This is a genomic window from Erwinia sp. B116, from assembly GCF_002865965.1.
GTDB lineage: Bacteria > Pseudomonadota > Gammaproteobacteria > Enterobacterales > Enterobacteriaceae > Erwinia.
In genome coordinates this window covers 68,623-94,580 of record NZ_JRZZ01000016.1, presented here as the reverse complement: position 1 = coordinate 94,580, position 25,958 = coordinate 68,623, and the positions used below count along the sequence as shown (strand labels likewise).

Below are 25,958 nucleotides of genomic sequence, written 5' to 3'. Positions count from 1 at the left end.
CGGTAGTTCAGTTGGTTAGAATACCTGCCTGTCACGCAGGGGGTCGCGGGTTCGAGCCCCGTCCGTTCCGCCACCCTTTTAGGGGCGTAGTTCAATTGGTAGAGCACCGGTCTCCAAAACCGGGTGTTGGGAGTTCGAGTCTCTCCGCCCCTGCCAGAATAAGAAAAAACCTTTGCTTCGGCGAAGGTTTTTTTTTGCCTGAAATCCGTAGAGTTGATGTCTTTTCAACCTGATCCAGCCTCTGGAAGGGCAAAAAGAGCCCTCCATTGCGCCCTTTTTGCCCATAAATCAAACAACTTATCTGTTCATCGTTACCGGAAATTTCAACAGTTGGCGGATAGTTGCCTCCTGATCGCTGTTCTGCAGCCATACGGCATACAGCGGCCTGACCACAGCTGGCGTATCCGGAACTGACAGCAGATCGCTGTAATCTGCGGCCCAGAATTCAGGCAAAAATGAGCAGGCTCCCGTGGTCGCAAGCAGCTGCCGGGTCAACTGTGCGGATGTGGTGGTCAGGATCGGCACATCATCGGCACCGGCCAGATAGTGCTCGTGCTGATGAAAATCGGCCCCCCATTCCAGCTTAATGTAGTCATATTTCTCCTTCTCCCCGCCGTGGCGTGAGCGGAACAGCGCGAGAGAGATATGGCCGATCTGCTGGCTGGACAGCTCTTCCATTTTAGGCGCTTCGGTGGTGATCAGCAGGTCCAGCTGCCGCTCATGCAGCTGTTTGACCAACAGATGACGCTGAGCAATACGCGCCTCAAGGTGCAGGCTTTGACGGTGCTCGTAAAGCGTTTGCATCCACGGGGTCAGATAAGCCTCCCACAGCGAGGCGCTGGCGCCTATCGACAGCTCATGGTGCTGCTGCGTATGCGACACCTCCTTCTTTGCCAGCAGCCAGGTGGTCATCAGCGTTTCTGCATAGGGGAGCAGCCGCTCGCCGGCGGAGGTCAGCCGGATATTGTTGCGGTGTCGGGTGAACAGGTTCACGCCAAGCTGATTTTCCAATTGCCGAATGCGAAAACTAACGGCCGACTGTGTGAGGTAGAGTGCTTCCGCAGCGCGTCCAAAGTGGCGAGTTCGGCTCACTTCCAGAAAGGTTTTCAGTAATTCCGTATCCACAGTCATCTCCTAAAAAACATTTGTCGTTATGATTTAAATGTTTTGTTTTACACTCTGTCAAGCCTATCTAATACTCCGCGCCATAAATAGCACGACCATATAAGAGTCAGGAGCGTGTAAAATGGCGGAAAGCTTCGCAACTACGAATCGTTTTTTTGATAACAAGCATTACCCACGCGGTTTCTCACGCCACGGTGATTTCACCATCAAAGAAGCTCAACTTCTTGAGCGTTATGGTTACGCTTTCAACGAGCTGGATCTGGCCAAGCGCGAGCCGGTAACGGAAGAAGAGCGTCAGTTTATTGAGGTGTGCCGGGGCGTACGCGAGCCGCAAAGTGAGCCCGAAAGAGTCTGGTCGAAGTATATGACCCGCATCAAGCGTCCTAAGCGCTTCCACACCCTGTCCGGCGGGAAACCGCAGATGGAAGGTGTCGAGGACTACACGGACAGCGACGATTAAGAACAAGGGGCTCAGGCCCCTTTTTCATTTTCAGCTCACGCTGTTTTGCAAATACTGCAACAGTCTGTCAATGCCGCGATAGCCCACTGCTTCCGTCAGATGCGGACGCTGGATTGCCGGTTCACCCGCCAGATCGGCGATGGTTCGTGCCACCTTCAATACCCGCTGCCATGCCCGTATCGACAGCCCCAGCTGATTCATCACCTGCTCCAGCCACTGCGCATCCTCTGACCGTAACTGACAGCTGTGACGAAAGTCATCATGGCCAAGCGCACTGTTTATTTTGCCGCAGCGTGCCAGCTGGCGTTGCCGGGCGGCGAGCACTCTCTCCGCGACCTGCTGGCTGGATTCTCCCCGCTGCGGCTCAGCGCTGAGCGTGCCTGGCGGTAACAGCGGGACTTCCAGCGAGAGATCGAAGCGGTCAAGAAAGGGGCCAGACAGCCGACTGAGATAGCGTAAAACCTGCTGCGGGGTAGAGCGGTTATGCGGTCCCTGATAGTGCCCGCCGGGGCTGGGGTTCATCGCGGCAACCAGTTGAAAGCGCGCCGGATAGGTCACTTTTGCCCGCGCACGGGAGAGACTGATCTCACCGGCTTCCAGCGGTTCGCGCAGCGCATCCAGCGCCTTACGTTCAAACTCCGGCAGCTCATCGAGAAACAGCACGCCGTTGTGCGCCAGCGAGATCTCGCCAGGTTTGGGGATCGCCCCACCCCCGACCAGCGCGTAGAGTGAGGTACTGTGGTGAGGCGAACGGAACGGGCGTTGACGCCAGCGTTGAGTGAGGCTATCGCTGCGGGTCAGGCTGGTGATGCTGGCGCTCTCCAGCGCCTCCACGTCGCTTAACGGCGGCATCAGGCCGTTCAGGCGGGTAGCCAGCATGGTCTTGCCGGTGCCGGGGGGGCCGATCAGCAACAGGTTATGCCCACCGGCCGCAGTAATCTCCAGCGCGCGTTTGGCCTGGTACTGGCCGATAATGTCATTCAGGTCTGCCGACGTATCAGGAGGTGGCAGCGGTGGCGGTTGGGCTGACGGCAGCGTGGCCTTGCCCTGCAGAAAGGCACAGACGTCCAGCAGATGCGGGCTGACCAGGCTGCTCCCGTGTTGGATCAACCCCACGTCATACTGATTCTCCGCCGAGAGGATCAGCTGTCGCTGTGAGTGGATCGCCGCCATCGCTGCGGGAATGGCCGCCTGTACGCCACGCAGAGCGCCTGTGAGTGCTAGTTCACCCAGGAATTCAAATTGTGCCAGTTTCTCCGCAGGAATTTGTTCTGAGGCGGCGAGAATGGCGATGGCGATAGGCAGATCGTATCGACCGCCCTCTTTGGGCAGGTCGGCCGGGGCCAGATTGACGGTAATGCGCTGCGCCGGAAAGATAAAACCGCTGTTGACAATCGCGCTGCGCACCCGATCGCGCGCTTCTTTAACCGTCGTTTCCGGCAGGCCAACCAGAGACAGCGCGGGAAGTCCATTGCTGATATGGACCTCGACGCTGACCAGGGGAGCCTGAATACCGATCGCGGCGCGGGTGTAAGCCAGAGAGAGTGACATAGGAGCTCCTTGTTCTGCGCACTGTGCGCAAAAACTGACCGGCTGGCGAGGGGGTAAAACGCGATCCGCGTAACGCGACTGATTTTTCAGCTGCAAAACGGAAGGCGTTACCCGGCGCCGTGAGCCGCCATCAGATTTTGCCAGCATGCAAAAAAGCCATCACCCTGGGTGAGTAATGAAAAAAATTCAGTTCTTCGTTATTGGCTGAATAACAAACCTTTTTCCTAAAACTGCAGGCAGGTTCATTAAATTAAAAATCGAAAAAAGTTGAATTTCTCACGCTAACTGTGATAACTCTGTAGGCATTACTTCGAACAAGCGAACGAAACGAATTCCAATGAAAGCCCTTCTACGAGTCATTAGCCTAGTCGTCATTAACGTCGTCGTGATTATTATCACGCCGTGCGGGGCTACGCTCGGAGAAAGAAAGGCTTAAATATCAAGCCTGATTTCGAAAGAACCCCCGCACCGAAAGGTCCGGGGGTTTTTTTTTGGCAAGGCAATAATGTGAGAGGAACAGAAGATGTACAGTAGAATAAAATGCTGTTGTTCCCATAAACGGACGGGGAAATAACTATGAATGGTGCTCAGTGGGTGGTTCAAACGTTGCGTGCTCAGGGAGTTGAAACGGTATTCGGCTACCCGGGTGGAGCCATCATGCCGGTTTACGACGCGCTCTATGACGGTGGTGTCGAACACCTGCTGTGCCGCCATGAGCAGGGTGCTGCGATGGCCGCGATCGGCTATGCCCGCGCCACCGGCAAAGTCGGTGTCTGCATCGCGACCTCAGGCCCGGGTGCCACCAACCTGATCACCGGCCTTGCCGATGCAATGATGGACTCTGTACCGATCGTCGCCATCACCGGCCAGGTTTCTTCCGCCGTAATGGGCACCGATGCCTTCCAGGAGATTGACGTACTGGGTCTCTCGCTGGCCTGCACCAAGCACAGTTTTCTCGTGGAATCCCTTGATGAGCTGCCGGTGGTGCTGGCGGAGGCGTTTGCCATCGCTAAATCTGGCCGCCCCGGCCCGGTGCTGGTTGATATCCCGAAAGACATCCAGCTGGCCAGCGGTGAACTGACCGCTCACCTGATCCCCGTTGAGCAGGAACTTGCGCACCCGCACGCAGAGCTGCAGCAGGCCCGCCAGCTGCTGGCACAGTCGCAGAAACCGATTCTGTATGTCGGCGGCGGCGTCGGCATGGCCGATGCGGTTCACGCCCTGCGCGATTTTGCCAGAGAGACCGGTATCCCCACCGTCGCTACGCTGAAGGGCCTCGGTACGCCGGATGCCGACGATGCCTGTTATCTCGGCATGCTGGGCATGCACGGCACCAAAGCCGCTAACCTGGCGGTGCAGCAGTGCGACCTGCTGATCGCGGTCGGCGCGCGTTTTGATGACCGCGTGACCGGCAAGCTGGACACCTTCGCGCCGCACGCCAGCGTGATCCATCTGGATATCGACCCGGCGGAACTGCACAAGCTGCGCCGTGCACACGTTGGCCTGCAGGGCGATCTGAACAAATTGCTGCCGGACCTTTACCAGCCGGTGGAGATCGCTGCCTGGCGGGAAGAAGTCCAGGCGCTGAAGGCCGATCACGGCTGGCGTTACGATCATCCGGGTGATGCGATCTTTGCGCCGCTGTTCCTCAGGCAGCTGTCTGACCGTAAATCGCCGAGCGCGGTGGTCACCACCGACGTCGGCCAGCATCAGATGTGGGCGGCGCAGCATATGAGCTTCACCCGCCCGGAAAACTTTATTACCTCCAGCGGCCTCGGCACCATGGGCTTTGGCCTGCCGGCGGCGGTAGGGGCGCAGGTCGCCCGCCCGGATGACACGGTAATCTGCGTCTCCGGCGACGGTTCTTTCATGATGAACGTGCAGGAGCTGGGTACCATCAAACGTAAGCAGCTGCCGGTGAAAATCGTGCTGCTGGATAACCAGCGTTTAGGCATGGTACGCCAGTGGCAGCAGCTGTTCTTTGAAGAACGTTACAGTGAAACCAATCTCTCAGATAACCCGGACTTTCTCATCCTGGCCAGCGCTTTTGACATTCCAGGCCAGCGCATTACCCGTAAAGATCAGGTCGACGCCGCATTAGACGCTTTGCTGCACAGTGAAGGGCCGTACATGCTCCACGTCGCGATTGACGAGCATGAGAACGTCTGGCCTCTGGTACCACCGGGTGCCAGCAACGAAAATATGATGGAGAAAACCTCATGATGCAGCATCAATTGTCTATCGAAGCACGCTTTCGCCCGGAAATACTGGAGCGCATTTTACGTGTTGTCCGCCATCGTGGCTTCCAGGTGTGCACCATGAATATGGTGCCGTCCGCCAACGCTGAGAATATTAATATTGAGATGACCGTTGCCAGCCCACGCTCCGTCGATTTACTGTCAACCCAGTTGAGCAAACTGATGGACGTGGCCTGCGTGCAGACCCAGCAACAGATAACACAACAAATCCGCGCATAAGCGCGCAAGGAAACAAGAATGACGAAGAAAGCTGACTTTATCTGGTTCAACGGCGAGATGGTTAAGTGGGAAGAGGCAAAGGTTAGCGTCATGTCTCACGCCCTGCACTACGGCACCTCGGTATTTGAAGGCGTCCGTTGCTATGACTCGCACAAAGGACCGGTGGTCTTCCGCCATCGTGAACACATGCAGCGTCTGCGCGATTCTGCAAAAATCTACCGTTTCCCGGTCAGCCAGAGCGTTGACGAGCTGATGGAAGCGTGCCGTGCGACGCTGCGCAAGAACAACCTGAAGAGTGCCTATATTCGTCCGCTGGTGTTTGTCGGCGACGTGGGTCTGGGCGTCAATCCGCCAGATGGCTACAGCACGGATGTGATCATCGCCGCGTTCCCGTGGGGTGCTTACCTGGGTGCTGAAGCGCTGGAGCAGGGCATTGATGCCATGGTCTCCTCATGGAACCGCGTTGCACCGAACACCCTGCCCACCGCGGCCAAAGCCGGCGGTAACTACCTCTCCTCACTGCTGGTCGGTAGCGAAGCGCGCCGCCACGGTTATCAGGAAGGTATCGCACTGGATACCCAGGGCTACATCTCCGAAGGGGCCGGTGAAAACCTGTTTGAGGTAAAAGACGGTATTCTGTTTACCCCGCCGTTTACCTCCTCGGCGTTGCCGGGTATCACCCGTGATGCGATCATCAAGCTGGCCCAGGACCTGGGTATTGAAGTGCGTGAGCAGGTGCTGTCGCGTGAATCCCTCTACCTGGCCGATGAAGTGTTTATGTCCGGTACCGCCGCAGAGATCACCCCGGTGCGCAGTGTAGACGGCATTCAGGTTGGTGAAGGCAAGCGTGGCCCGGTGACGCAACGTATTCAGAGTGCCTTCTTCGGCCTGTTTACCGGCGAAACGGAAGACAAATGGGGCTGGCTGGATCCGGTTAACCCATAAAAATTATTTTTCTCACGGGCGTCAGTTGACGCCCGTGCACGTTCGATTTCTGGAGTAAAGAGCATGCCTAAGTACCGTTCAGCTACCACCACCCACGGCCGCAACATGGCGGGTGCCCGAGCCCTGTGGCGCGCCACAGGAATGACCGATGACGATTTCGGTAAACCGATTATTGCGGTGGTGAACTCCTTCACGCAGTTCGTACCGGGCCACGTACACCTGCGCGACCTGGGTAAGCTGGTGGCCGAGCAGATCGAAGCCTCCGGCGGCGTGGCGAAAGAGTTCAACACCATCGCCGTGGACGATGGCATCGCGATGGGTCACGGCGGGATGCTCTACTCCCTGCCGTCCCGCGAGCTGATCGCCGACTCCGTTGAATACATGGTTAATGCCCACTGCGCCGATGCGATGGTCTGTATTTCCAACTGCGACAAAATCACCCCCGGAATGCTGATGGCGTCACTGCGCCTGAATATTCCGGTGATCTTCGTCTCCGGTGGCCCGATGGAAGCCGGCAAAACCAAGCTGTCGGATAAAATCATCAAGCTCGACCTGGTCGATGCGATGATCCAGGGTGCCAACCCGAACGTCAGCGATGCGGAAAGCGATCAGATTGAACGCTCTGCCTGCCCGACCTGCGGCTCTTGCTCAGGGATGTTTACCGCCAACTCCATGAACTGCCTGACCGAAGCGCTGGGCCTGTCGCAGCCGGGTAACGGTTCGTTACTGGCGACCCATGCGGACCGTAAAGAGCTTTTCCTTAACGCCGGCAAGCGCATCGTCGCCCTGACCAAGCGTTACTACGAGCAGGATGATGAAAGCGCACTGCCGCGCAACATCGCCAGCAGGGCCGCGTTTGAAAACGCCATTACGCTGGATATCGCGATGGGCGGTTCCACCAACACCGTTCTGCACCTGCTGGCCGCCGCGCAGGAAGGCGAAATCGACTTCGATATCTCCGATATCGACCGCCTGTCGCGCCTGGTGCCGCACCTGTGCAAAGTGGCACCCAGCACGCAGAAATACCATATGGAAGACGTGCACCGTGCCGGTGGCGTACTCGGCATCCTCGGCGAACTGGATCGTGCCGGACTGCTGGATAACAGCGTGCGCAACATCCTCGGCCTGAGCCTGCGCGAGACGCTGGACCAGTACGACATCATGCTGACCAAAGATGAAGCGGTGAAAAAGATGTTCCGCGCCGGCCCGGCAGGTATTCGTACCACCCAGGCCTTCTCGCAGGACTGCCGCTGGGACACGCTGGACGACGATCGTCAGGAAGGCTGTATTCGTTCACGCGAATTTGCCTTCAGCCAGGACGGTGGTCTGGCGGTGCTGTACGGCAACCTCGCTGAAAACGGCTGTATCGTTAAAACCGCCGGCGTCGATGAAGGCAGCCTGGTGTTTAGCGGCCCGGCCAAAGTCTATGAAAGCCAGGACGATGCGGTTGCGGCGATCCTCGGCGGTAAAGTGGTAGCCGGTGACGTAGTCGTGATCCGTTACGAAGGACCGAAAGGCGGCCCGGGCATGCAGGAGATGCTGTATCCGACCACCTACCTGAAGTCGATGGGCCTGGGTAAAGCCTGTGCACTGATCACCGACGGCCGTTTCTCCGGTGGTACCTCCGGCCTGTCGATCGGTCATGCGTCTCCGGAAGCGGCCAGCGGCGGCACCATTGCGCTGGTGAAAGATGGTGACAGGATCAACATCGATATTCCTAACCGCGGTATCCATCTGGATATCTCTGATGAAGAGCAGGCCGCGCGTCGCCGTGAAGAAGATGCCCGTGGCGATCAGGCTTATACGCCTCACGGCCGTGAGCGTCAGGTCTCCTTCGCGCTGCGTGCCTACGCGACGCTGGCAACCAGCGCCGACAAAGGCGCGGTCCGTGACAAGAGCAAGCTGGGAGGCTAACCACGATGGCCGAGTCTCAACCGTTATCCGACTGTCCGACCGGCGCAGAGTATCTGCGTGCGGTGCTGCGTGCGCCGGTGTATGAAGCCGCGCAGGTCACGCCGCTGCAGAAGATGGAGAAGATCTCTGCACGCCTCGGCAACACCGTTCTGGTGAAGCGTGAAGATCGCCAGCCGGTGCACAGCTTTAAGCTGCGCGGCGCGTACGCGATGATTGCCGGGCTGAACGAAGAGCAGAAAGCGCGTGGCGTAGTGACCGCCTCGGCGGGTAACCACGCGCAGGGCGTGGCGCTGTCCGCGACGAAGCTCGGCATTAAATCGCTGATCGTGATGCCGCTGGCCACCGCCGATATCAAGGTTGATGCGGTACGGGCGTTTGGCGGTGAGGCTTATCTGTTTGGCGCCAACTTTGACGAGGCGAAAGCTAAGGCCATCGAGCTGGCGGAACAGCAGGGTTACACCTTTGTGCCGCCGTTCGATCACCCGATGGTGATCGCCGGTCAGGGCACGCTGGCGATGGAGTTGCTGCAGCAGGATGCGCATCTCGATCGCGTGTTCGTGCCGGTCGGTGGCGGCGGGCTGGCGGCGGGCGTGGCGGTGCTGATCAAGCAGCTGATGCCGCAGATCAAGGTGATTGCGGTGGAAGCTGTGGATTCAGCCTGCCTGAAAGCGGCGCTGGACGCCGGCCATCCGGTCGACCTGCAGCGCGTCGGCGGGTTTGCCGAAGGCGTGGCGGTCAGGCGCATCGGCAGTGAAACCTTCCGTCTGTGCCAGGAGTATCTTGACGACATCGTCACCGTCGACAGCGACGCGATCTGCGCGGCGATGAAGGATCTGTTTGACGATGTGCGTGCGGTGGCGGAGCCTTCGGGCGCGCTGGCGCTGGCCGGGATGAAGAAGTATATCCAGCAGCACCAGATCCAGGGTGAGCGCCTGGCGCACGTGCTGTCGGGTGCCAACGTCAACTTCCACGGCCTGCGCTATGTTTCTGAACGCTGCGAGCTGGGCGAACAGCGCGAAGCGCTGCTGGCGGTGACCATCCCGGAACAGCAGGGCAGCTTCCTGCGTTTCTGTCAGCTGCTGGGTGGCCGCTCGGTCACCGAGTTCAACTACCGTTATGCCGATGAAAAAGACGCCTGTATTTTTGTCGGCGTGCGGCTGACGCGCGGGCTGGAAGAGCGCCGGGAGATCCTCGAACTGCTGAGCGACGGCGGCTATCAGGTGGTCGACCTCTCAGATGATGAGATGGCCAAGCTGCACGTGCGCTATATGGTCGGCGGGCGGCCGTCGAAGCCGCTGCGCGAGCGGTTGTTCAGCTTCGAATTCCCGGAGGCGCCCGGCGCGCTGCTGCGTTTCCTGCAGACGCTCGGCACCCACTGGAATATCTCGCTGTTCCACTACCGCAGCCACGGCACCGACTATGGTCGCGTGCTGGCCGCCTTTGAACTGAGCGACAGCGAACCGCAGTTTGAAGAGCACCTGACGGCGCTGGGCTATGATTTCCACGACGAGAGCAATAACCCGGCGTTCCGCTTCTTCCTCAAGGGTTAAAGCAGCTTCCAGAAGGCATCAATAAGCGGCTCGGTGAGCCGCTTTTTTTGTACGCAAACGCCCAGTTCAAACGGCGCCACCATCTCCACATCCTCCAGTTCAAGAATACGGTTACGGATCGGCTCCGGACTGTTCTCCAGCACCACGTCCGGCAGCAGCGCAATGCCACAGCCCAGCGCGACCATCGAGACGATTGCCTCATGCCCGGATACCGTGGCGTAGATCTGCGGATTGGCAATGCGGCGATGGCGGAACCACAAATCGATGCGGCGGCGCGCCGGCCCCTGGTCGGGCAGAATAAACGGGATCTGCGCCCAGTCGGGCTTCGGCTGTGTCGCCAGGCTGCGCACCGCGCAGGGCAGCGCAGGGGCAATCAGCACCAGCGGGATCAGCCCCAGAGGCATAAAGCCGACGCTGGCGGGCAGGGATTCCGGCCGGCCGGCGATGGCGATATCCGCTTCACCAGACTGGACCTTCTCCATCGCATCGGCGGCATCGCCGGTGGTCAGTTTAATCTCCACCAGCGGATGCTCGGCGCGAAAGCGGTCGAGGATCGGCGGCAGGTGGCTGTAGGCCGCGGTCACCGAACAGAACAGCTTCAGCTCACCGCTCAGCGAGGTGCCGTTCTGCCCCAGCGCGTGACGCATCTGCTCATACTGCAACAGCGTCTGCTGAGCGAACAGGCGCAGCCGCTCGCCGGCGTCAGTGAGGGTAACGGTACGATTGTCACGTAAAAACAGCGTCTGGCCGAGGTCCTCCTCCAGCCGCTGGATCTGCCTTGAGAGCGTTGACGGACTGACGTGCATCGCCCGCGCGCTGCGGCCAAAATGGCGGCTATCCGCCAGATGCAGAAAGAGTTTCAGATCGCGTAAGTCCATCTGTTTCAGGCCTCTGTTTCACGTTGCAGATTATGCAATATCATCTTGTTAATATATCAATTTCAGCAATGCATTTCCTGTCATATGATGGGGGCATAGTAAGGGCTGGCAATGAACGGCCCTGATACCAAACATCATGCACCACAACCTGATACGGAGTTTCCCATGGCTAACTATTTCAACACTTTGAACCTGCGCAACCAGTTAGCGCAATTAGGTAAATGCCGCTTTATGGCGCGCGAAGAGTTCGCGGATGAAGCCAGCTACCTGAAAGGCAAAAAAGTCGTCATCGTTGGCTGTGGTGCTCAGGGCCTGAACCAGGGCCTGAACATGCGCGATTCCGGCCTGGACATCGCCTACGCCCTGCGTGCTGAAGCCATTGCAGAAAAACGTGCTTCATGGCGTAAAGCGACCGAAAACGGCTTCACCGTTGGCACCTACGAAGATCTGATCCCACAGGCGGATCTGGTGGTTAACCTGACGCCGGACAAGCAGCACTCTGACGTTGTTCAGGCGGTACAGCCGCTGATGAAGCAGGGCGCAGCGCTGGGTTACTCGCACGGTTTTAACATCGTTGAAGTTGGCGAGCAGGTACGTAAAGATATCACCGTTGTGATGGTTGCGCCTAAGTGCCCGGGTACCGAAGTGCGTGAAGAGTACAAGCGTGGTTTCGGCGTGCCAACGCTGCTGGCCGTTCACCCGGAAAACGATCCGAAAGGCGAAGGCATGGCGATTGCTAAAGCCTGGGCTGCGGCAACCGGCGGTCACCGTGCGGGCGTGCTGGAATCTTCCTTCGTTGCCGAAGTGAAATCTGACCTGATGGGTGAGCAGACCATCCTGTGCGGTATGCTGCAGGCCGGTTCACTGCTGTGCTTCGACAAGCTGGTGGCGGAAGGTACTGACCCGGCTTACGCTGAAAAACTGCTGCAGTTCGGCTGGGAAACCATCACCGAATCACTGAAGTTTGGCGGTATCACCCTGATGATGGATCGCCTGTCTAACCCGGCGAAACTGCGCGCTTATGAGCTGTCTGAGCAGCTGAAAACCATCATGGCACCGCTGTTCCAGAAGCACATGGACGACATCATCTCCGGTGAGTTCTCTTCCGGCATGATGGCTGACTGGGCTAACGACGACAAAAACCTGCTGACCTGGCGCGAAGAGACCGGCGCAACGGCATTCGAAAACGCACCACAGTTCGAAGGCAAGATCCCTGAGCAGGATTACTACGACAAAGGCGTAGTGATGGTTGCGATGGTGAAAGCGGGCGTTGAGCTGGCGTTCGAAACCATGGTTGACGCAGGCATCATCGAAGAGTCAGCTTACTACGAGTCGCTGCACGAGCTGCCGCTGATTGCCAACACCATCGCGCGTAAGCGTCTGTATGAAATGAACGTGGTGATCTCTGATACCGCCGAGTACGGTAACTACCTGTTCTCCTTCGCTGCGGTTCCGCTGCTGAAAGAGTTCATGACCACCCTGCAGCCAGGCGACCTGGGCCAGGGCACCGAAGGCAACGCGGTGGATAACGCACAGCTGCGTGACGTGAACGAAGCGGTTCGTAACCACCCAATCGAAGCCGTGGGCAGCAAGCTGCGTGGCTACATGACCGATATGAAACGTATCGCGGTTGCGGGCTAATCAGCCAGACGCGGGGCGGCTGATGTGCCGCCCACAAAAAAAGACGCCCCTGCGGGCGTCTTTTTTTTTAGTTGCGGTAAATCACTTTGATGATGTGGTAACCGAACTGGGTGTGCAGCGGGCCCTGGGGTTCGATCAACGGGCAGGAGAACACCACTTTATCGAACGCCGGCACCATCGCACCCTGTTTGAATTCGCCCAGATGACCGCCTTTCTTACCTGACGGGCAGGTAGAGTGCTTCTTCGCCAGCTTCTCAAAGTCGGCGCCCTGCTGCAGCTGCGTTAACAGCTCCTGAGCCAGTTTTTCTTCTTTTACCAGAATATGCAGTGCTGCTGCGGTCTTCGCCATGTTGTTCTCCGAATCGTTCAGTCAGTTCAGGCCAGTGGCCAGGATGGCGCTACTATACCTGTTCAGCGTACGGCACGCGACAGGAGGCATTAAATGCCTTTCTGCCGCGCGGACTAAATAATGAACACGCGATCGCCTGCCCGGCAATCGCCGTGAACAGACACGGAAAGCATCATGGCCGAAACAGGAGAACAGGGATGACGGCGTCCGTATTCAGCGCGGTCAGGCAGAAAATGATGAGGGGATGTATCAGCAGGTGACGCAAGCCCGTCTCGCCGGGAACGCATACCATTGTTTTACTGAGCAGTATATTATTTCTGGACGGATTGATGTGAGATGGAGTACCAGGGGAATAATAAGTTTTATCTTAATTATCGGGTATGTGATTTTTAAGGTAAAAAAGGTTTTTCACCTGAAGTTGATGGTGATTGTTTTTTAATATCTAAAAAAAAGGTAAGTAACAAGTAAATAATGAGTTACGCGCTATAACTTCCCCCGTGTTAACGTTCTCCTCGTCAGGTAATGCATCATTGTGGGTGGTTGATTTCCTGGCAGGAAGATCATTTTGTGGAGGAATAAGCGTGATAATGGATGTGGTCACCCTCTCTCGGGTACAGTTCGCGTTAACCGCGATGTTCCACTTTTTGTTTGTTCCCCTGACGCTGGGGCTCTCTTTTTTACTGGCAATTATGGAAAGCCTGTACGTCATTACGGGAAAAGTTCTGTATAAGGAGATGACGAAGTTCTGGGGGAAGTTGTTTGGTATAAACTTTGCGATGGGCGTGACCACTGGATTAATATTCGAATTTCAGTTTGGCACTAACTGGTCATATTATTCCCATTATGTCGGCGATGTGTTTGGCGCACCGCTGGCGCTGGAGGGGCTGATGGCCTTTTTTCTGGAATCAACCTTTGTCGGCATGTTCTTCTTTGGCTGGGATCGTCTGAGCCGGGTACAGCATCTGATGACCACCTGGCTGGTGGCATTCGGTTCCAGCATGTCAGCGCTGTGGATCCTGCTGGCCAACGGCTGGATGCAGAATCCGGTGGGTGCGACCTTCAACCCGGATACCATGCGCATGGAGATGAACAGCTTCGCTGACGTGATTTTTAATCCGGTAGCGCAGGTCAAGTTTGTCCACACGGCCGCCGCAGGGTACACCACCGGTGCGATGTTCGTGCTGGCCATCAGCGCCTGGTATTTACTGAAGCGGCGTAATCTGCAGTTTGCCAAAATGTCCTTTATCGTGGCGGCGGGGTTTGGTATGGCGGCGGTGCTGGCCACCGTCCTGCTTGGCGATGAGTCCGGTTATGAGATGGGCGACGTACAAAAAACCAAGCTGGCCGCTATTGAAGCCGAGTGGCAGACGCAGCCCGCCCCAGCCAGCGTTACACTGTTTGGCATTCCCGATCAGGCACGGCAGACTAACCATTTTGCCATTGAAATTCCCTGGCTGATGGGATTAATGGTGACCCGCTCATTCGACACGCCGGTGGCGGGAATCAACCAGCTGATGGACGAACATGAGGTGCGGATCCGCAACGGCATTAAGGCATGGGCGCTGCTGAAAAAGCTGCAACGGGATCCCGCATCACCCGCGCCGGAAGTCCGCAAAGAGTTTGATGCGGTTAAAAAGGATCTGGGTTACGGCCTGCTGCTCAAACGCTATATGAGTGATATCACCCGGGCCTCCGATGCTGATATCCGGCAGGCAGTGAAAGACTCTATTCCGCAGGTGGCACCGCTCTTTTTTGCATTCCGCATTATGGTGGTTTGTGGATGTGGCCTGGTACTGATTATTTTCCTCTCCTTCTGGAGCGTTCTTCGCCGTCGGGTCGGTGAGAAGCGCTGGCTGCTGCGTGCGACACTGTACGGGTTACCGTTGCCGTGGCTGGCAATGGAGAGCGGCTGGTTTGTTTCTGAGTACGGCCGCCAGCCGTGGGCGATTGGTGAAGTGTTACCCACCTTCGCCGCCAGTTCTGAACTCAGCCGGGGCGATGTCTTATTCTCAATGATTCTGGTGTGTTCGCTCTATACGCTGTTCTTTATTGCCGAAATATTCCTGATGTTAAGGTTCGCCCGTAAAGGTCCGGATGGCTTAAAGGCGGAAAACAATCAATCCCTGAAGCATCATTCGCCGTAACTGAAATGGGGGGGGGGTAATCGCTGTCTCTGTTATTCAGAAATATTTTTGGAAAGCAGGATGTCTATTTGCTGCGCCGTAAAATAAGGAGGGAGTATGTGGTATTTTTGTTGGTTTTTGGGGGTGCTGCTGGCGTGTTCCTGCGGAATTATTGCCGGGCTAAGTTACTCATCTGAGATCGAGTCATAACCTTACTCGTTCTTAATCGATGCTTTTCACTATTGACCGGCTATTCGCTGACTGCGAAGGTTATATAGCTCCGCCATCAATAATGTTATTTCTGATTCAACCTGGTTTTTTGATTCATAAGGAGTAGGAATTGAAAATGAAATTAATCAAACTCACTCTGCTTTCCGCCGCGCTGGTTTTTACCGGCAGCACGCTGGCGGCAGAATTACAGTGCCAAAGTAAAGATTACACGCTGCAGCTGTTAGGCTCAGGCGGGCCGATAAGTGATGATAAGCGCGCCTCTTCCGGCGAAGTCATCTGGTACAAAGGTAAATCACGTATTCTGATTGACGCTGGCGGCGGCACCTTCTTACGCTTTGGTCAGTCCGGCGCCCGGCTGGAAGAGTTGAAACTGATCGGGATTTCGCATCTGCATACCGATCACGTTGCTGACCTCGCTGCCATCCTGAAAGGCGGATTTTTCCTGCGTAATAAAGAGCAAGTGCTGCTGTCCGGGCCGGAGGGCGGCGCAGGTTTCCCAAAAATGACCGACTACTTTGCCGATCAGTTCTCGAAAGATAAGGGCGCTTACGCCTATCTTTCCGGTTTGTACAACGCCACTGACGGCATCAATCTGAAAGTTAACCTGGAAGATATTGATAACAAATCTACCACCCCTCAGCCGGTGTATGACGCGGATGGGTTGAAGGTTACGGCGTTAGGTATTCCTCATGGCGATGTACCTACCCTGGCGTACCGCATTGAAAGTCCGGAAGGCGTCATTGTGGTATCTGCCGATCAGAATGGCTCCAACAAGGCGTTTATCGATTTTGCTAAAGGTGCCGACATTCTGGTTATGCCTGCGGCGATCGATGAAAACGCCGATGCAGAATCGAAGTTCATGCATGCGCCACCATCGGTAGTGGGAAAAATTGCCGCACAAGTCCAGCCCAAAATCCTGGTTCTGAACCATTTCATGGGCAAGAGCCTGGTTCTGAAAAAAGACACGCTTGATATCGTTAAAAAATACTATCACGGCAAGGTTTACGCCAGCCGCGATCTGTCCTGCTTTCCGATTAGCTTAGCGCGTTAAGGAGATAGTGATGAAAAATAAACTGATGCTTTCCATCGCCTTGAGTTCATTTGTTGGTCTGACCGGGGCGGCTGCCCATGCCCAGACTGAAACAGCTGCCACGGAAACGTCGGTAGCAAAAGCCCCGACCTCGGGGGGAAAATGTGCCAGCGGTAAATGCGGTACCGAGAAGATCTACGGCAAGGCGGAAATTAAGCATAACCCGCAGGATCTGATGGTCAGAACCCGTGACGGTAAATGCGGCACCCATGCGCGTGGATTAAGAGCGGATGGGGTGGAAAAAGCCTGTGGCACGAATCTGGTCAGCGGCGTATGTGGTCAATAGCGCCTGACAGCAAGGGAATTGGACTCAGGAGCGATCACCTTGCCGATCTGTGCGGGCAGCCGCGGCACCCGCACATCGATTTCCTGGAGCTGGCGCCGGATAACTGGATGGATATCGGCGGCGCACGGCGCACCATGCTGGATGATATCGCCGGCCGTTATCCGCTGGTTGCTCACGGCCTGAACCTGTCGATTGGCGATCTCTCTCCGCTTAATCTTGATTATCTGGCCAATATCCGGCGCTTTCTGGATGAGTACCAGATTGCCATTTACAGCGATCACCTTAGCTTCTGCCGCGATGAACAAGGGTATCTCTATGACCTGCTGCCGGTACCCCGCTTCGCGGAGAATATCGATTATCTGGCGGGACGCATTCGTCAGGTGGTGGATATCCTCGATCGCCCGCTGGTGCTGGAAAATATCTCCTGGTATCACGGTTATGCCGGCGAAATGCCGGAGATCGAGTTCTGGCTGGCGTTACTGGAAAAAAGCCCCTGCGAAATGTTGTTGGATATCAACAACGTCTGGGTCAATGCACAGAATCATGGTTATGACGCGCTGAGCTATATACGTGCGCTACCCGGTGAGAAAATTCGTTATTACCACATTGCCGGACACCTGCACACCCCCAGCGGCCTGCTGGATACCCACGGCATGCCGGTAGATGACGATGTGTTGCGGCTGGCGCGGGAGACATTTCGTTTTCACGGCACCCGGCCGCTGCTGCTGGAGCGTGATAACCATGTCCCCCCCCTGAACACGCTGTGCGAGGAACTGGTCACGGTTACTGAGTTTATTCATCAGGCAAGGAGCGAACATGAGCCAGCCACCCAGACGCATCGCGCAGCTTATTCGTAATTTCTCCGCACAGTTACGGGAGAAAGAGGGCGAGGTTTTTCCCACTGCCGTACGCAACTACCGCGCGTTTTTACGCGGCAGTGTGAGTGAAGTGATCGGCAGTTCGTTCCCGCAGTTCAGTCAGCAGGCGGGTCCGCAACGCATTAAGCAGCTCGCCGCACGTTTTCTGGAGGAGCATGGCGCAGAGGAGGCTGAATTCCACCACATTGCGACAGAATTTGTCCATTTTATCCACCGTACTCACGCCGTCAGTCGTGCTGAATGTCAGCTGATTGAATACGAGTGGGTGCTGCTGGCGGTGGAAATTGATCCGGCGGAAATACCGTTGCAAAGCGCGGATCACCATGACCCGGCTACGCCTCTGGCGGTCACGATCAATCCAACGCTGAACTGCATTCAGTTCTCCGGCGTTTTTTCTGATGAAGGCGGTTATCAGATTAATGAGGGGCAACTCCCCTGCGGAATTTTCAGAAACCGCCATCACAAGGTGGTGAAAAAACGGCTGACCGCCTTTGATGGCCAGATGCTGCATTTGATTGTTGATCAACAGCTCTGTCTTGTTGCCAGTCTGGAACAGGCGCTAAACGCAAGCGATGCCCGCTATCTGGGGGAATGGCTTAACCGTAACCAGGAAATTGACTTTATTTCGCTGCAAACACGATAAGGACCTTCTATGAAAAACAAACTTCTTTCACTGTACGATCAGGTGGTGGCAAAGTGCCGGAAGGCAGACTTTATCGCCCTGCTGGCCATTCGCCTGTATCTGCTGCCGGTGATTTACGAAGGGGCACACTCAAAAGTGGTGGGTTTCAGCGGTACGGTGGCCTGGTTTTCCACGCCGGCCTCCCAGGGTGGGCTGGATCTGCCGTTTCCCTGGCTGATGGCGCTACTGGCCACCGGGACAGAGGTCATTGGGCTGGTCTGTATTGCGCTGGGTCTGTTTACGCGGATTATCTCTATCCCGATGATCGTGCTGATGAGCGTGGCCAGTTCTATGGTGCACTGGTCGCACGGGTGGCTGGCCATTGCCAGTAATACGATGGAGTCCAGCCAGCGCCTGGCGATTTTCCTGCAGTGGCTGCAGGCGAACTTCCCCGGCCGTTACAACTATATTACCGAACTCGGTGACCCGGTGATCCTCAACAACGGGATGGAGTTTTCGACCACCTATTTTGTGATGCTGCTGGTGCTGTTGTTCTGGGGCGGTGGGCGTTACGTCAGCGTCGACTACTGGCTGCGCAAGAAGCTGGGCTAAGCCTGTCATGCATTCAGGCAGAGCGCGTCCGGCTGCCTCTGCCTGTTTTTTTTGGCCCCTTTACGGGGCCTCGATCCTATCCCTTCTCCACAGTCCGGGCATCTTTGGGTATACTGCCCGCCTGTTTATACCTGTGGAATTTTCAAGCTATGCGTCTTAATCCTGGTCAGCAACATGCCGTCGAATTTGTCACCGGGCCCTGCCTGGTGCTGGCCGGAGCCGGTTCAGGTAAGACGCGGGTTATCACCAATAAAATCGCCCACCTGATCCGCGAATGCGGTTATCAGGCGCGACATATCGCCGCGGTGACCTTCACCAATAAGGCCTCGCGCGAGATGAAAGAGCGCGTGGCGCAGACGCTGGGGCGTAAAGAGGCGCGCGGGCTGATGATTTCGACCTTCCATACCCTCGGGCTGGAGATTATTAAACGCGAGTACGCCGCGCTGGGGATGAAATCCAACTTTTCACTGTTTGACGATCAGGATCAGCTGGCGCTGCTGAAAGATCTCACCGAAGAGTGGCTGGAGAACGACAAAAACCTGCTGCAGCAGCTGATCTCGACGATCTCCAACTGGAAGAACGATCTGCTGGATCCGTCGCGGGCAGCGGCAGGCGCACAGTCGGAGCGCGACAAGCTGTTCGCCCACTGTTATGCACTGTATGACAGGCATCTGAAGTCCTGCAACGTACTGGACTTCGATGATCTGATCCTGCTGCCGACGCTGCTGTTCCAGCGCAACCTGGAGGTGCGTGAACGCTGGCAGCAGCGCATTCGCTATCTGCTGGTTGACGAATACCAGGATACCAACACCAGCCAGTACGAGCTGGTGAAGCTGCTGGTGGGTGCACGGGCGCGTTTTACCGTGGTGGGTGACGACGACCAGTCAATCTACTCCTGGCGCGGGGCACGGCCGCAGAACCTGGTGCTGTTGAAAGAGGACTTCCCGGCGCTGCAGGTGATCAAGCTGGAGCAGAACTACCGTTCGTCCGAACGTATTCTCAAGGCAGCCAATATCCTGATCGCCAACAACCCGCACGTGTTTGAAAAGCGACTGTTCTCCGAGCTGGGCTACGGGGTTGAGCTGAAGGTGGTGACCGCCAACCATGAGGATCATGAGGCGGAGCGGGTGATCGGCGAGCTGATCGCCCACCACTTTATTAATAAAACACAGTACAAGGATTATGCCATCCTCTACCGCGGAAACCATCAGTCGCGCGTGTTTGAAAAGATGCTGATGCAGAACCGTATCCCTTACCGCATCTCCGGCGGCACCTCGTTCTTCTCGCGCCCGGAAATCAAAGATCTGCTGGCCTACCTGCGGGTACTGACCAACGCTGACGATGACAGCGCCTTTATGCGCATCGTTAACACGCCACGCCGTGAGATCGGCGCCGCCACGCTGCAAAAGCTCGGCGAGTGGGCAATGCAGCGTAATAAAAGCCTGTTTACCGCCAGCTTCGATATGGGTCTCAGCCAGACGCTGACCGGACGCGGGCTGGAATCCCTGCAGCGCTTTACCAGCTGGCTGCAGGAGGTGGCACGGCTGGCGGAACGCGAGCCGGTCGCCGCAGTGCGCGATCTGATCCGTGGTATTGACTATGAGAGCTGGCTGTTTGAAACCTCGGCCAGCCCGAAAGCCGCCGAAATGCGCATGAAAAACGTCAACACGCTGTTCCAGTGGATGACCGAAATGCTGGAAGGCAGCGACATTGATGAACCGATGACGCTGACCCAGGTAGTGACGCGCTTTACCCTGCGCGACATGATGGAGCGCGGTGAAAGTGACGAGGAGCTTGATCAGGTGCAGCTGATGACCCTGCACGCCTCCAAAGGGCTGGAGTTTCCCTATGTCTATATGGTCGGCATGGAAGAGGGGCTGTTACCGCACCAGAGCAGCATCGATGAGAACAATATCGAGGAGGAGCGGCGTCTGGCCTACGTGGGGATTACCCGCGCACAGAAAGAGCTGACCTTCACCCTGTGCCGCGAGCGCCGCCAGTACGGTGAGCTGGTGCGCCCGGAGCCAAGCCGTTTCCTGCTTGAGCTACCGCAGGACGATGTGAACTGGGAAAGTGAGCGTAAAGTGGTCAGCGCCGAAGAGCGGATGCAGACCGGGCAGAGCCGGGTGGCGGGATTAAGAGCAATGCTGGATAAAGCAAGAAAATAAGGGGTTCTTTCAGTTACCTGGCTGCCCTGTATTAATAAATTAAATGGGTTTTAAGCTTTCAAAAGTCATAATTTTTTTCGATAGTGATTATCCTTTGACGTTCAATTTATTTCGACGTCTAAAGGTTTTTTTGTGAAAAAAAATATTCTGTTTTCTATTTCATTGGTGCTATTAGGTGGTGCGTTATCATCCGTTGCGCTCGCAAGTGAGGATGATGAGAAAAGTGTATTCCCGGTGGTAGAGCTGGATAATTATCTGGGCGAAACGCCATTGATAAAAACTGATTTTGATAATAATGATCGTCCTTCGCAAAGGGTTTTTTTAGGGCAAAAGTCAACCTATACCTACATGCGATGCATTACTCGTCTGGACAATAATCAGGCTCACCCCGGAAGCACCTGGTACTGGGCAAAAAATGAGTCTGGCAGCGGATACTATAAACTCAATGGCCACTGGTGGTCGAATTTTATAATGCAGTGGAAGAATATGTTCTACACTGACACGCCATATAAAAAGCTGGAAGAAATTTGCAGGAAAACGCTGGCCAGTGAGGGGGTAAATGTCAGACAGTTGGAAATATATGCTGCGGATAATAGTCAGTCTTTTGACCACACGATCTGGTCAATGAATTATGATGCTAAAGGATTGAGGAAAAATGGCGCATTCGAACGTATCATAACCTTTGGTGACAGCCTGACTGACAACAGCAACGTATTCAATGCCTCAATGTGGAAAGCCCCGAATTCAAAGACCTGGTATCGTGGACATTTCAGTAATGGCTATGTCTGGCACGAGTATCTGGCTGGAAATCTGGGGATTCATTCCTACAACTGGGCGGTGGGAGGGGCTGAAACAAAAGATACCTCTGTACTGGGGCTGATTAAGATCCCTGGAATTGACAAGCAGATCGACTCTTTCGTTTCCTATATGAATGAAGACAAAAACTACAATGCAGGGAAATCGCTCTTTTCAATCATGGCCGGTGGTAATGATCTGATGAATGGTGATATTGAACCTGAAGAGATGATATCTAATATCGATAAGGGGATTTCCCGGCTGACGAGCCTGGGAGCGAAGAGCATCATCGTAATGACGGCACCTGATGTTTCTCTGGTGCCGGGGATGCAGGATAAGTCTGATAGCGAAAGGCTCAGGTTAAAGGATTACGTACGCGTCCTTAACAACGGAATAAAAGAGAGCGTAAAACGCCATGAATACCGTAACCGAGGTAACGTTGATATTTATCTTATTGATGTTGAGAAAATCTTCAATGACCTGGTGAAAAATCCGGGGGAGCATGGCATTGATGATGTAAAACATGCCTGCCTGGACATCAACAACATTTTACCCTTGCCGGATTATATTTTTAATTTCAAACCTTCGCCATCATGTCGACATGATAAGGTTCACCTGTTCTGGGATAACGTGCATCCAACAACCTATGTCCATGAACTGATTTCAACGAAGATAATGGCAGCCATTATTCAGCATTACAATCTGACTATCGAAGAGTAATAAAGATACCGGAAGGTGACATACATCGCCTTCCGGTTTAATGTTCAGACAATCGTCAGCGACCAGTGCACATAACTTTGCCAGTGCACTTCCTGCTCAAGCAGCTCGGCGCGCAGCGGATGGGCTTCCAGCCAGCCGGCTGGCAGGGTCAGCGTCAGGGTGTCTTCCTCCGCCAGCAGGCGCACCGCAGGCAGCGTATTATCGCGGCGGCGGCTGGCAAAAATGATCGCCAACCGCAGCAGGCGCGAAAGACGTTCCGCCACCCGCGGCGGCACGGCATTTTGCTGGCTCAGTAACGCCAGATCGATGCCGTTTCGCTGATTCTGCAGCAGGGTTGCCAGCAGTTTTTTCTGGGCCGGAGTAAAGCCGGGCAGATCGAGATTGCGCACCAGATAGGCCGCATGCTGTGGCGCCTGACGGAAATCGACGCTCAACCCAATTTCATGGATCAGACAGGCGCTGTCCAGCAGCTCCCGGCTGATGTCATCCAGCTTCCAGTTCTGGCTAATCTGGCGGGCGAAACTCTCGGCCAGCTGGCGGACGCGCTCGGCCTGTTCTGCATCGATCGTAAAACGGCGTTGAACGTTGTGCAGCGTCCTGCTGCGAATATCGCGATCCACCGGCAGGTGCAGCATGCCGTAGACCAGGCCTTCGCGCAGCGCGCCACCGGCCAGCGTCATACTCTCGATATTCAGCTCGATAAAGATGGCGATCAGGATCGACAGGCCGCTGGGGAACACCAGCGCCCGCTCCAGCGTCAGGCCTTCGATCTCCAGCTCTTCCAGCTTGCCGCACTGAATGGCGCGCTGCTTCAACTGCTGCAGCTTGCCGAGCGTAATCCGCTCGTCCATGCCCTGCGCCATCATGATTTCCTGCAGCGCCTGCACGGTGCCGGAGGCGCCGACACAGATCTGCCAGCTCTGCTCGCGCAACACCGCGGCCACCGGACGGATCATCTCACGGGCGGCGGCCTCTGCCTGAGCGAAGTTCTCACGGCCAAGGTGGCGATCGGCGAAATAGCGTTCCAGCCAGGTGACGCAGCCCATTGACAGGCTGAACAGCGCGGTCGTTTGCGCGCCCTTGCCGGTAACCAGCTCGGTGCTGCCGCCGCCGATATCCACCACCAGACGTTTATCCGCACCACCGGTGGTGTGGGCCACCCCCTGGTAGATCAGGCGCGCCTCCTCTTCACCGCTGATCACGTTGATCGGGCAACCGAGGATCTGTTGAGCAGCGATCAGGAACTCGCCGGCGTTAGCGGCGATACGCAAGGTGGCGGTCGCCACCACGCGGATCTGTTCCGACGGGATATCCTGCAGCTGTTCGGAAAACAGCCGCAGGCACTGCCAGCCGCGCTCCATGGCTTCACCAGAGAGCTGGCTTTGGCTGTCCAGCCCGGCCGCCAGGCGCACCTTGCGTTTGATGCGGGCAATGGTCTGGATACTGCCAGCCACTTCGCGCACCACCAGCATATGAAAACTGTTCGATCCGAGATCGATGGCAGCATAAAGTGATGACGCGCTCAGCATGGTGGCTTAACCCGGGCGTTTGCGGTTGGGGCTGCGCGGCGCGCTGCCACGGCGATTGTTGTTGCCGCCACGACGCAGGTTGTTACCGGTGCGGTTGCGGGTTAAACGCTTCGGCGGCGGCAGTTCGCTCATCAGCGCATCGCTGTTATAGCGGCTGACCGGAATGCTGTGACCGATATACTCTTCAATCGCCGGCAGGTTCAGCGCGTACTCTTCACAGGCGAGGCTGATTGAGTGACCGTTGGCACCGGCACGGCCGGTACGGCCAATACGGTGCACGTAGTCTTCACGATCGTCAGGCAGATCGTAGTTGAAGACATGCGTCACGGCCGGGATATGCAGACCACGCGCGGCCACGTCGGTCGCCACCAGGATATCGACATCACCCTTAGTGAAATCTTCCAGGATACGCAGGCGCTTTTTCTGCGCCACGTCGCCTGTCAGCAGACCCACGCGGTGACCATCGGCGGCCAGGTGGCCCCAGATATCTTCACAGCGGTGCTTGGTGTTGGCAAAAATGATGGCGCGATCCGGCCACTCTTCTTCCAGCAGCGTTTGCAGCAAACGCATTTTTTCTTCGTTGGAAGGGTAGAACAGCTCTTCTTTAATACGGTGTCCGGTTTTTTGCTCTGGCTCGACTTCTACGTATTCCGCGTTGTTCATGTTCTCAAAAGCCAGTTCACGCACGCGGAATGACAGCGTGGCGGAGAACAACATATTCAGGCGCTGGTTGGCGGCAGGCATGCGGCGGAACAGCCAGCGGATGTCTTTAATAAAGCCGAGATCGAACATGCGATCGGCTTCGTCAAGTACCACCACCTGGATCGCGCCCAGATTAACGTGGTTCTGTTTGACGTAATCGATTAAACGGCCGGTGGTGCCAATCAGGATATCAACACCGCTTTCCAGCACTTTCAGTTGCTTATCGTAGCCATCGCCACCGTAAGCCAGACCGAGTTTCAGTCCGGTTACCTGCGCCAGCGGCTCTGCATCCGCATGGATCTGAACCGCCAGTTCGCGGGTCGGAGCCAGAATCAGCGCGCGCGGTTGATTAACCTGGCGACCTTCCGGAGCGGGGTGAGAGAGAAGATGATGAAACGTTGACGTCAGAAACGCCATCGTTTTGCCGGTACCGGTTTGCGCCTGACCTGCTACATCACGCCCGGAGAGCGTAAACGGTAATGCCAGCGCCTGAATAGGCGTGCAATTTTGAAAGCCTTTAGTTTCAAGGGCTTCAATCACCTGAGCGTGCAGGGCGAAGTCGGAAAACTTCTTTTCGGTTAAGTGTGTTTTGCTCATAGTGTGGTAGAATATCAGCTTAGTATTGCTTTACGAAAGCATATCCGTTGAAATAAAAGCGAGTGAAATAACGCTAACCTGATGCTGCTTCCTGCTACATCATTTAGGTAAAGATAATCTCCTGGAGTAAACATGAGCGATAAAATTATTCACCTGACAGATGACAGCTTCGTAACGCAAGTTCTGCAAGCTGAAGGCGTGACCCTGGTCGACTTCTGGGCCGAGTGGTGTGGTCCGTGCAAAATGATCGCGCCAATTCTTGATGAAGTGGCAGAAGAGTACGAAGGTAAACTGACCGTCACCAAGCTGAACATCGATGAGAACCCGGCCACTGCCCCTAAATACGGCATCCGCGGTATCCCAACCCTGCTGCTGTTCAAGAACGGCGAAGTGGCAGCCACCAAGGTGGGCGCACTGTCTAAAGGTCAGCTGAAAGAGTTCCTGAACGCGAACCTGGGCTAATCACACGATACCGGCGTCCTGCGCTGCGGATTTTTTTTCTGACCGCTGGACGCCCGGCTTTAGGCGTGCTAAGTTAAATTCACTGCACGACGAACTTACCTTGCTAGTTTGCATCTTTAGATTTTTTCCTTGTTGAACGCTGTATTCATCACAGTTTTACAGACATTCAGCAATCTGACGGTTAGTATCAACTGAATTCCGGCACTTTCCTTACCGTCTCCTCGTCTCAGATCTGCGTTATCCTGCATGCGAT

The 25,958-nt window shown here is 55.9% G+C and carries 24 protein-coding genes and 1 tRNA gene; 19 read left to right on the top strand and 6 right to left on the bottom strand.

Translation table 11 applies throughout. The annotated features are described in order from the left end of the window. Positions 1–80 precede the first annotated feature (80 nt). A tRNA-Trp gene (locus NV64_RS13015) sits at positions 81–156 on the top strand. Positions 157–297: 141 nt separating this feature from the next. Here the strand turns inward: NV64_RS13015 and hdfR are convergent. Continuing rightward, on the bottom strand, positions 298–1,125 hold the full coding sequence (gene hdfR / locus NV64_RS13010) for an HTH-type transcriptional regulator HdfR (protein ID WP_056234853.1): 828 nt from the start codon (positions 1,123–1,125) through the stop codon (positions 298–300). Between the two features lie 121 nt (positions 1,126–1,246). Here hdfR and NV64_RS13005 point away from each other — a divergent pair, with 121 nt between their 5' ends. Beyond that, entirely contained in the window at positions 1,247–1,585 is a 339-nt protein-coding gene (locus NV64_RS13005) for a DUF413 domain-containing protein (protein WP_056234658.1), read from the top strand. 30 nt (positions 1,586–1,615) lie between these two features. Here NV64_RS13005 and NV64_RS13000 read toward each other — a convergent pair whose 3' ends face one another. Next, on the bottom strand, positions 1,616–3,136 hold the full coding sequence (locus NV64_RS13000; protein WP_101506074.1) for a YifB family Mg chelatase-like AAA ATPase: 1,521 nt from the start codon (positions 3,134–3,136) through the stop codon (positions 1,616–1,618). Between the two features lie 337 nt (positions 3,137–3,473). On the opposite strand from NV64_RS13000, the gene ilvL reads away from it, so the two are divergent. The 6 genes from ilvL to ilvA all read left to right on the top strand — a co-directional run bounded on the left by ilvL (position 3,474) and on the right by ilvA (position 10,022). Continuing rightward, positions 3,474–3,572 carry an ilv operon leader peptide gene (gene ilvL, locus NV64_RS12995; protein WP_072277511.1) on the top strand — a complete coding sequence of 33 codons (99 nt, stop codon included), beginning with the start codon at positions 3,474–3,476 and terminating at the stop codon, positions 3,570–3,572. A gap of 140 nt (positions 3,573–3,712) precedes the next feature. Further along, positions 3,713–5,359 (top strand): acetolactate synthase 2 catalytic subunit, encoded by a 1,647-nt coding sequence (gene ilvG / locus NV64_RS12990; protein WP_056234665.1) that lies wholly within the window; start codon positions 3,713–3,715, stop codon positions 5,357–5,359. After that, complete coding sequence (ilvM, locus tag NV64_RS12985) at positions 5,356–5,613, top strand: acetolactate synthase 2 small subunit (RefSeq protein ID WP_056234668.1); 258 nt, start codon at positions 5,356–5,358, stop codon at positions 5,611–5,613. The genes ilvG and ilvM overlap by 4 nt, the downstream gene beginning before the upstream one ends. An 18-nt stretch (positions 5,614–5,631) precedes the next feature. Continuing rightward, positions 5,632–6,558, top strand: a complete 927-nt coding sequence (locus tag NV64_RS12980; RefSeq protein ID WP_056234670.1) for a branched-chain amino acid transaminase — start codon at positions 5,632–5,634, stop codon at positions 6,556–6,558. A gap of 63 nt (positions 6,559–6,621) precedes the next feature. After that, positions 6,622–8,472, top strand: coding sequence for a dihydroxy-acid dehydratase (ilvD, locus tag NV64_RS12975; protein ID WP_056234673.1), 1,851 nt, complete (start codon positions 6,622–6,624; stop codon positions 8,470–8,472). Between the two features lie 5 nt (positions 8,473–8,477). Then, positions 8,478–10,022, top strand: coding sequence for a threonine ammonia-lyase, biosynthetic (gene ilvA / locus NV64_RS12970; protein ID WP_056234676.1), 1,545 nt, complete (start codon positions 8,478–8,480; stop codon positions 10,020–10,022). Here ilvA and ilvY read toward each other — a convergent pair. Continuing rightward, positions 10,019–10,900, bottom strand: coding sequence for an HTH-type transcriptional activator IlvY (gene ilvY, locus NV64_RS12965; RefSeq protein ID WP_101506073.1), 882 nt, complete (start codon positions 10,898–10,900; stop codon positions 10,019–10,021). The genes ilvA and ilvY overlap by 4 nt on opposite strands. 165 nt (positions 10,901–11,065) lie before the next feature. Here ilvY and ilvC point away from each other — a divergent pair, with 165 nt between their 5' ends. Then, positions 11,066–12,541: a ketol-acid reductoisomerase gene (gene ilvC / locus NV64_RS12960; RefSeq protein ID WP_056234682.1), complete on the top strand. Its 1,476-nt coding sequence runs from the start codon at positions 11,066–11,068 to the stop codon at positions 12,539–12,541. Between the two features lie 67 nt (positions 12,542–12,608). On the opposite strand, the gene ppiC is transcribed toward ilvC, so the two are convergent. Continuing rightward, positions 12,609–12,890, bottom strand: a complete 282-nt coding sequence (gene ppiC / locus NV64_RS12955; protein ID WP_101506072.1) for a peptidylprolyl isomerase PpiC — start codon at positions 12,888–12,890, stop codon at positions 12,609–12,611. Between the two features lie 584 nt (positions 12,891–13,474). On the opposite strand from ppiC, the gene NV64_RS12945 reads away from it, so the two are divergent. From NV64_RS12945 to NV64_RS12905, 9 genes are all read left to right on the top strand, one after another. Next, positions 13,475–15,034 (top strand): cytochrome ubiquinol oxidase subunit I, encoded by a 1,560-nt coding sequence (locus NV64_RS12945; protein ID WP_101506077.1) that lies wholly within the window; start codon positions 13,475–13,477, stop codon positions 15,032–15,034. A 96-nt stretch (positions 15,035–15,130) separates the two neighbouring features. Further along, a complete protein-coding gene (cydX, locus tag NV64_RS12940; RefSeq protein ID WP_072166330.1) occupies positions 15,131–15,223 on the top strand; it encodes a cytochrome bd-I oxidase subunit CydX in 93 nt (30 codons plus the stop codon). Between the two features lie 136 nt (positions 15,224–15,359). Beyond that, a complete protein-coding gene (locus NV64_RS12935) occupies positions 15,360–16,295 on the top strand; it encodes an MBL fold metallo-hydrolase (RefSeq protein ID WP_056234859.1) in 936 nt (311 codons plus the stop codon). A 10-nt stretch (positions 16,296–16,305) separates the two neighbouring features. After that, entirely contained in the window at positions 16,306–16,620 is a 315-nt protein-coding gene (locus NV64_RS12930; protein ID WP_072166331.1) for a hypothetical protein, read from the top strand. Then, positions 16,608–17,477 (top strand): DUF692 domain-containing protein, encoded by an 870-nt coding sequence (locus NV64_RS12925; protein WP_101506070.1) that lies wholly within the window; start codon positions 16,608–16,610, stop codon positions 17,475–17,477. Before NV64_RS12930 ends, NV64_RS12925 begins: the two co-directional genes overlap by 13 nt. Beyond that, on the top strand, positions 17,437–18,141 hold the full coding sequence (locus NV64_RS12920; protein ID WP_056234692.1) for a putative DNA-binding domain-containing protein: 705 nt from the start codon (positions 17,437–17,439) through the stop codon (positions 18,139–18,141). The genes NV64_RS12925 and NV64_RS12920 overlap by 41 nt, the downstream gene beginning before the upstream one ends. A 9-nt stretch (positions 18,142–18,150) precedes the next feature. Further along, positions 18,151–18,732, top strand: coding sequence for a DoxX family protein (locus NV64_RS12915; protein ID WP_056234696.1), 582 nt, complete (start codon positions 18,151–18,153; stop codon positions 18,730–18,732). A gap of 149 nt (positions 18,733–18,881) precedes the next feature. Beyond that, complete coding sequence (gene rep / locus NV64_RS12910) at positions 18,882–20,900, top strand: DNA helicase Rep (protein ID WP_056234700.1); 2,019 nt, start codon at positions 18,882–18,884, stop codon at positions 20,898–20,900. Positions 20,901–21,032: 132 nt separating this feature from the next. Next, the gene (locus NV64_RS12905; protein ID WP_056234702.1) at positions 21,033–22,415 is read left to right on the top strand and encodes an SGNH/GDSL hydrolase family protein; all 1,383 of its coding nucleotides are present in this window, start codon (positions 21,033–21,035) and stop codon (positions 22,413–22,415) included. Between the two features lie 44 nt (positions 22,416–22,459). On the opposite strand, the gene gppA is transcribed toward NV64_RS12905, so the two are convergent. Then, a complete protein-coding gene (gene gppA / locus NV64_RS12900) occupies positions 22,460–23,944 on the bottom strand; it encodes a guanosine-5'-triphosphate,3'-diphosphate diphosphatase (RefSeq protein WP_056234705.1) in 1,485 nt (494 codons plus the stop codon). Positions 23,945–23,950: 6 nt separating this feature from the next. Continuing rightward, positions 23,951–25,243 carry an ATP-dependent RNA helicase RhlB gene (rhlB, locus tag NV64_RS12895; RefSeq protein WP_056234707.1) on the bottom strand — a complete coding sequence of 431 codons (1,293 nt, stop codon included), beginning with the start codon at positions 25,241–25,243 and terminating at the stop codon, positions 23,951–23,953. Positions 25,244–25,375: 132 nt separating this feature from the next. Between rhlB and trxA the strand changes: the two genes are divergently transcribed. Then, complete coding sequence (gene trxA / locus NV64_RS12890; protein WP_056234709.1) at positions 25,376–25,705, top strand: thioredoxin TrxA; 330 nt, start codon at positions 25,376–25,378, stop codon at positions 25,703–25,705. Positions 25,706–25,958: the final 253 nt, after the last annotated feature.

Bases quoted from the DNA above. Each gene is read 5' to 3' on its own strand.
- NV64_RS12925 (WP_101506070.1), top strand. From the start codon at position 16,608: ATGTGGTCAATAGCGCCTGACAGCAAGGGAATTGGACTCAGGAGCGAT.
- NV64_RS12915 (WP_056234696.1), top strand. From the start codon at position 18,151: ATGAAAAACAAACTTCTTTCACTGTACGATCAGGTGGTGGCAAAGTGC.
- ilvG (WP_056234665.1), top strand. From the start codon at position 3,713: ATGAATGGTGCTCAGTGGGTGGTTCAAACGTTGCGTGCTCAGGGAGTT.
- ilvL (WP_072277511.1), top strand. From the start codon at position 3,474: ATGAAAGCCCTTCTACGAGTCATTAGCCTAGTCGTCATTAACGTCGTC.
- NV64_RS12935 (WP_056234859.1), top strand. From the start codon at position 15,360: ATGAAATTAATCAAACTCACTCTGCTTTCCGCCGCGCTGGTTTTTACC.
- NV64_RS12920 (WP_056234692.1), top strand. From the start codon at position 17,437: ATGAGCCAGCCACCCAGACGCATCGCGCAGCTTATTCGTAATTTCTCC.
- ilvM (WP_056234668.1), top strand. From the start codon at position 5,356: ATGATGCAGCATCAATTGTCTATCGAAGCACGCTTTCGCCCGGAAATA.
- NV64_RS13000 (WP_101506074.1), bottom strand. From the start codon at position 3,136: ATGTCACTCTCTCTGGCTTACACCCGCGCCGCGATCGGTATTCAGGCT.
- ppiC (WP_101506072.1), bottom strand. From the start codon at position 12,890: ATGGCGAAGACCGCAGCAGCACTGCATATTCTGGTAAAAGAAGAAAAA.
- ilvD (WP_056234673.1), top strand. From the start codon at position 6,622: ATGCCTAAGTACCGTTCAGCTACCACCACCCACGGCCGCAACATGGCG.
- NV64_RS12980 (WP_056234670.1), top strand. From the start codon at position 5,632: ATGACGAAGAAAGCTGACTTTATCTGGTTCAACGGCGAGATGGTTAAG.
- gppA (WP_056234705.1), bottom strand. From the start codon at position 23,944: ATGCTGAGCGCGTCATCACTTTATGCTGCCATCGATCTCGGATCGAAC.
- cydX (WP_072166330.1), top strand. From the start codon at position 15,131: ATGTGGTATTTTTGTTGGTTTTTGGGGGTGCTGCTGGCGTGTTCCTGC.
- NV64_RS13005 (WP_056234658.1), top strand. From the start codon at position 1,247: ATGGCGGAAAGCTTCGCAACTACGAATCGTTTTTTTGATAACAAGCAT.
- trxA (WP_056234709.1), top strand. From the start codon at position 25,376: ATGAGCGATAAAATTATTCACCTGACAGATGACAGCTTCGTAACGCAA.
- rhlB (WP_056234707.1), bottom strand. From the start codon at position 25,243: ATGAGCAAAACACACTTAACCGAAAAGAAGTTTTCCGACTTCGCCCTG.
- ilvA (WP_056234676.1), top strand. From the start codon at position 8,478: ATGGCCGAGTCTCAACCGTTATCCGACTGTCCGACCGGCGCAGAGTAT.
- NV64_RS12930 (WP_072166331.1), top strand. From the start codon at position 16,306: ATGAAAAATAAACTGATGCTTTCCATCGCCTTGAGTTCATTTGTTGGT.
- rep (WP_056234700.1), top strand. From the start codon at position 18,882: ATGCGTCTTAATCCTGGTCAGCAACATGCCGTCGAATTTGTCACCGGG.
- ilvC (WP_056234682.1), top strand. From the start codon at position 11,066: ATGGCTAACTATTTCAACACTTTGAACCTGCGCAACCAGTTAGCGCAA.
- ilvY (WP_101506073.1), bottom strand. From the start codon at position 10,900: ATGGACTTACGCGATCTGAAACTCTTTCTGCATCTGGCGGATAGCCGC.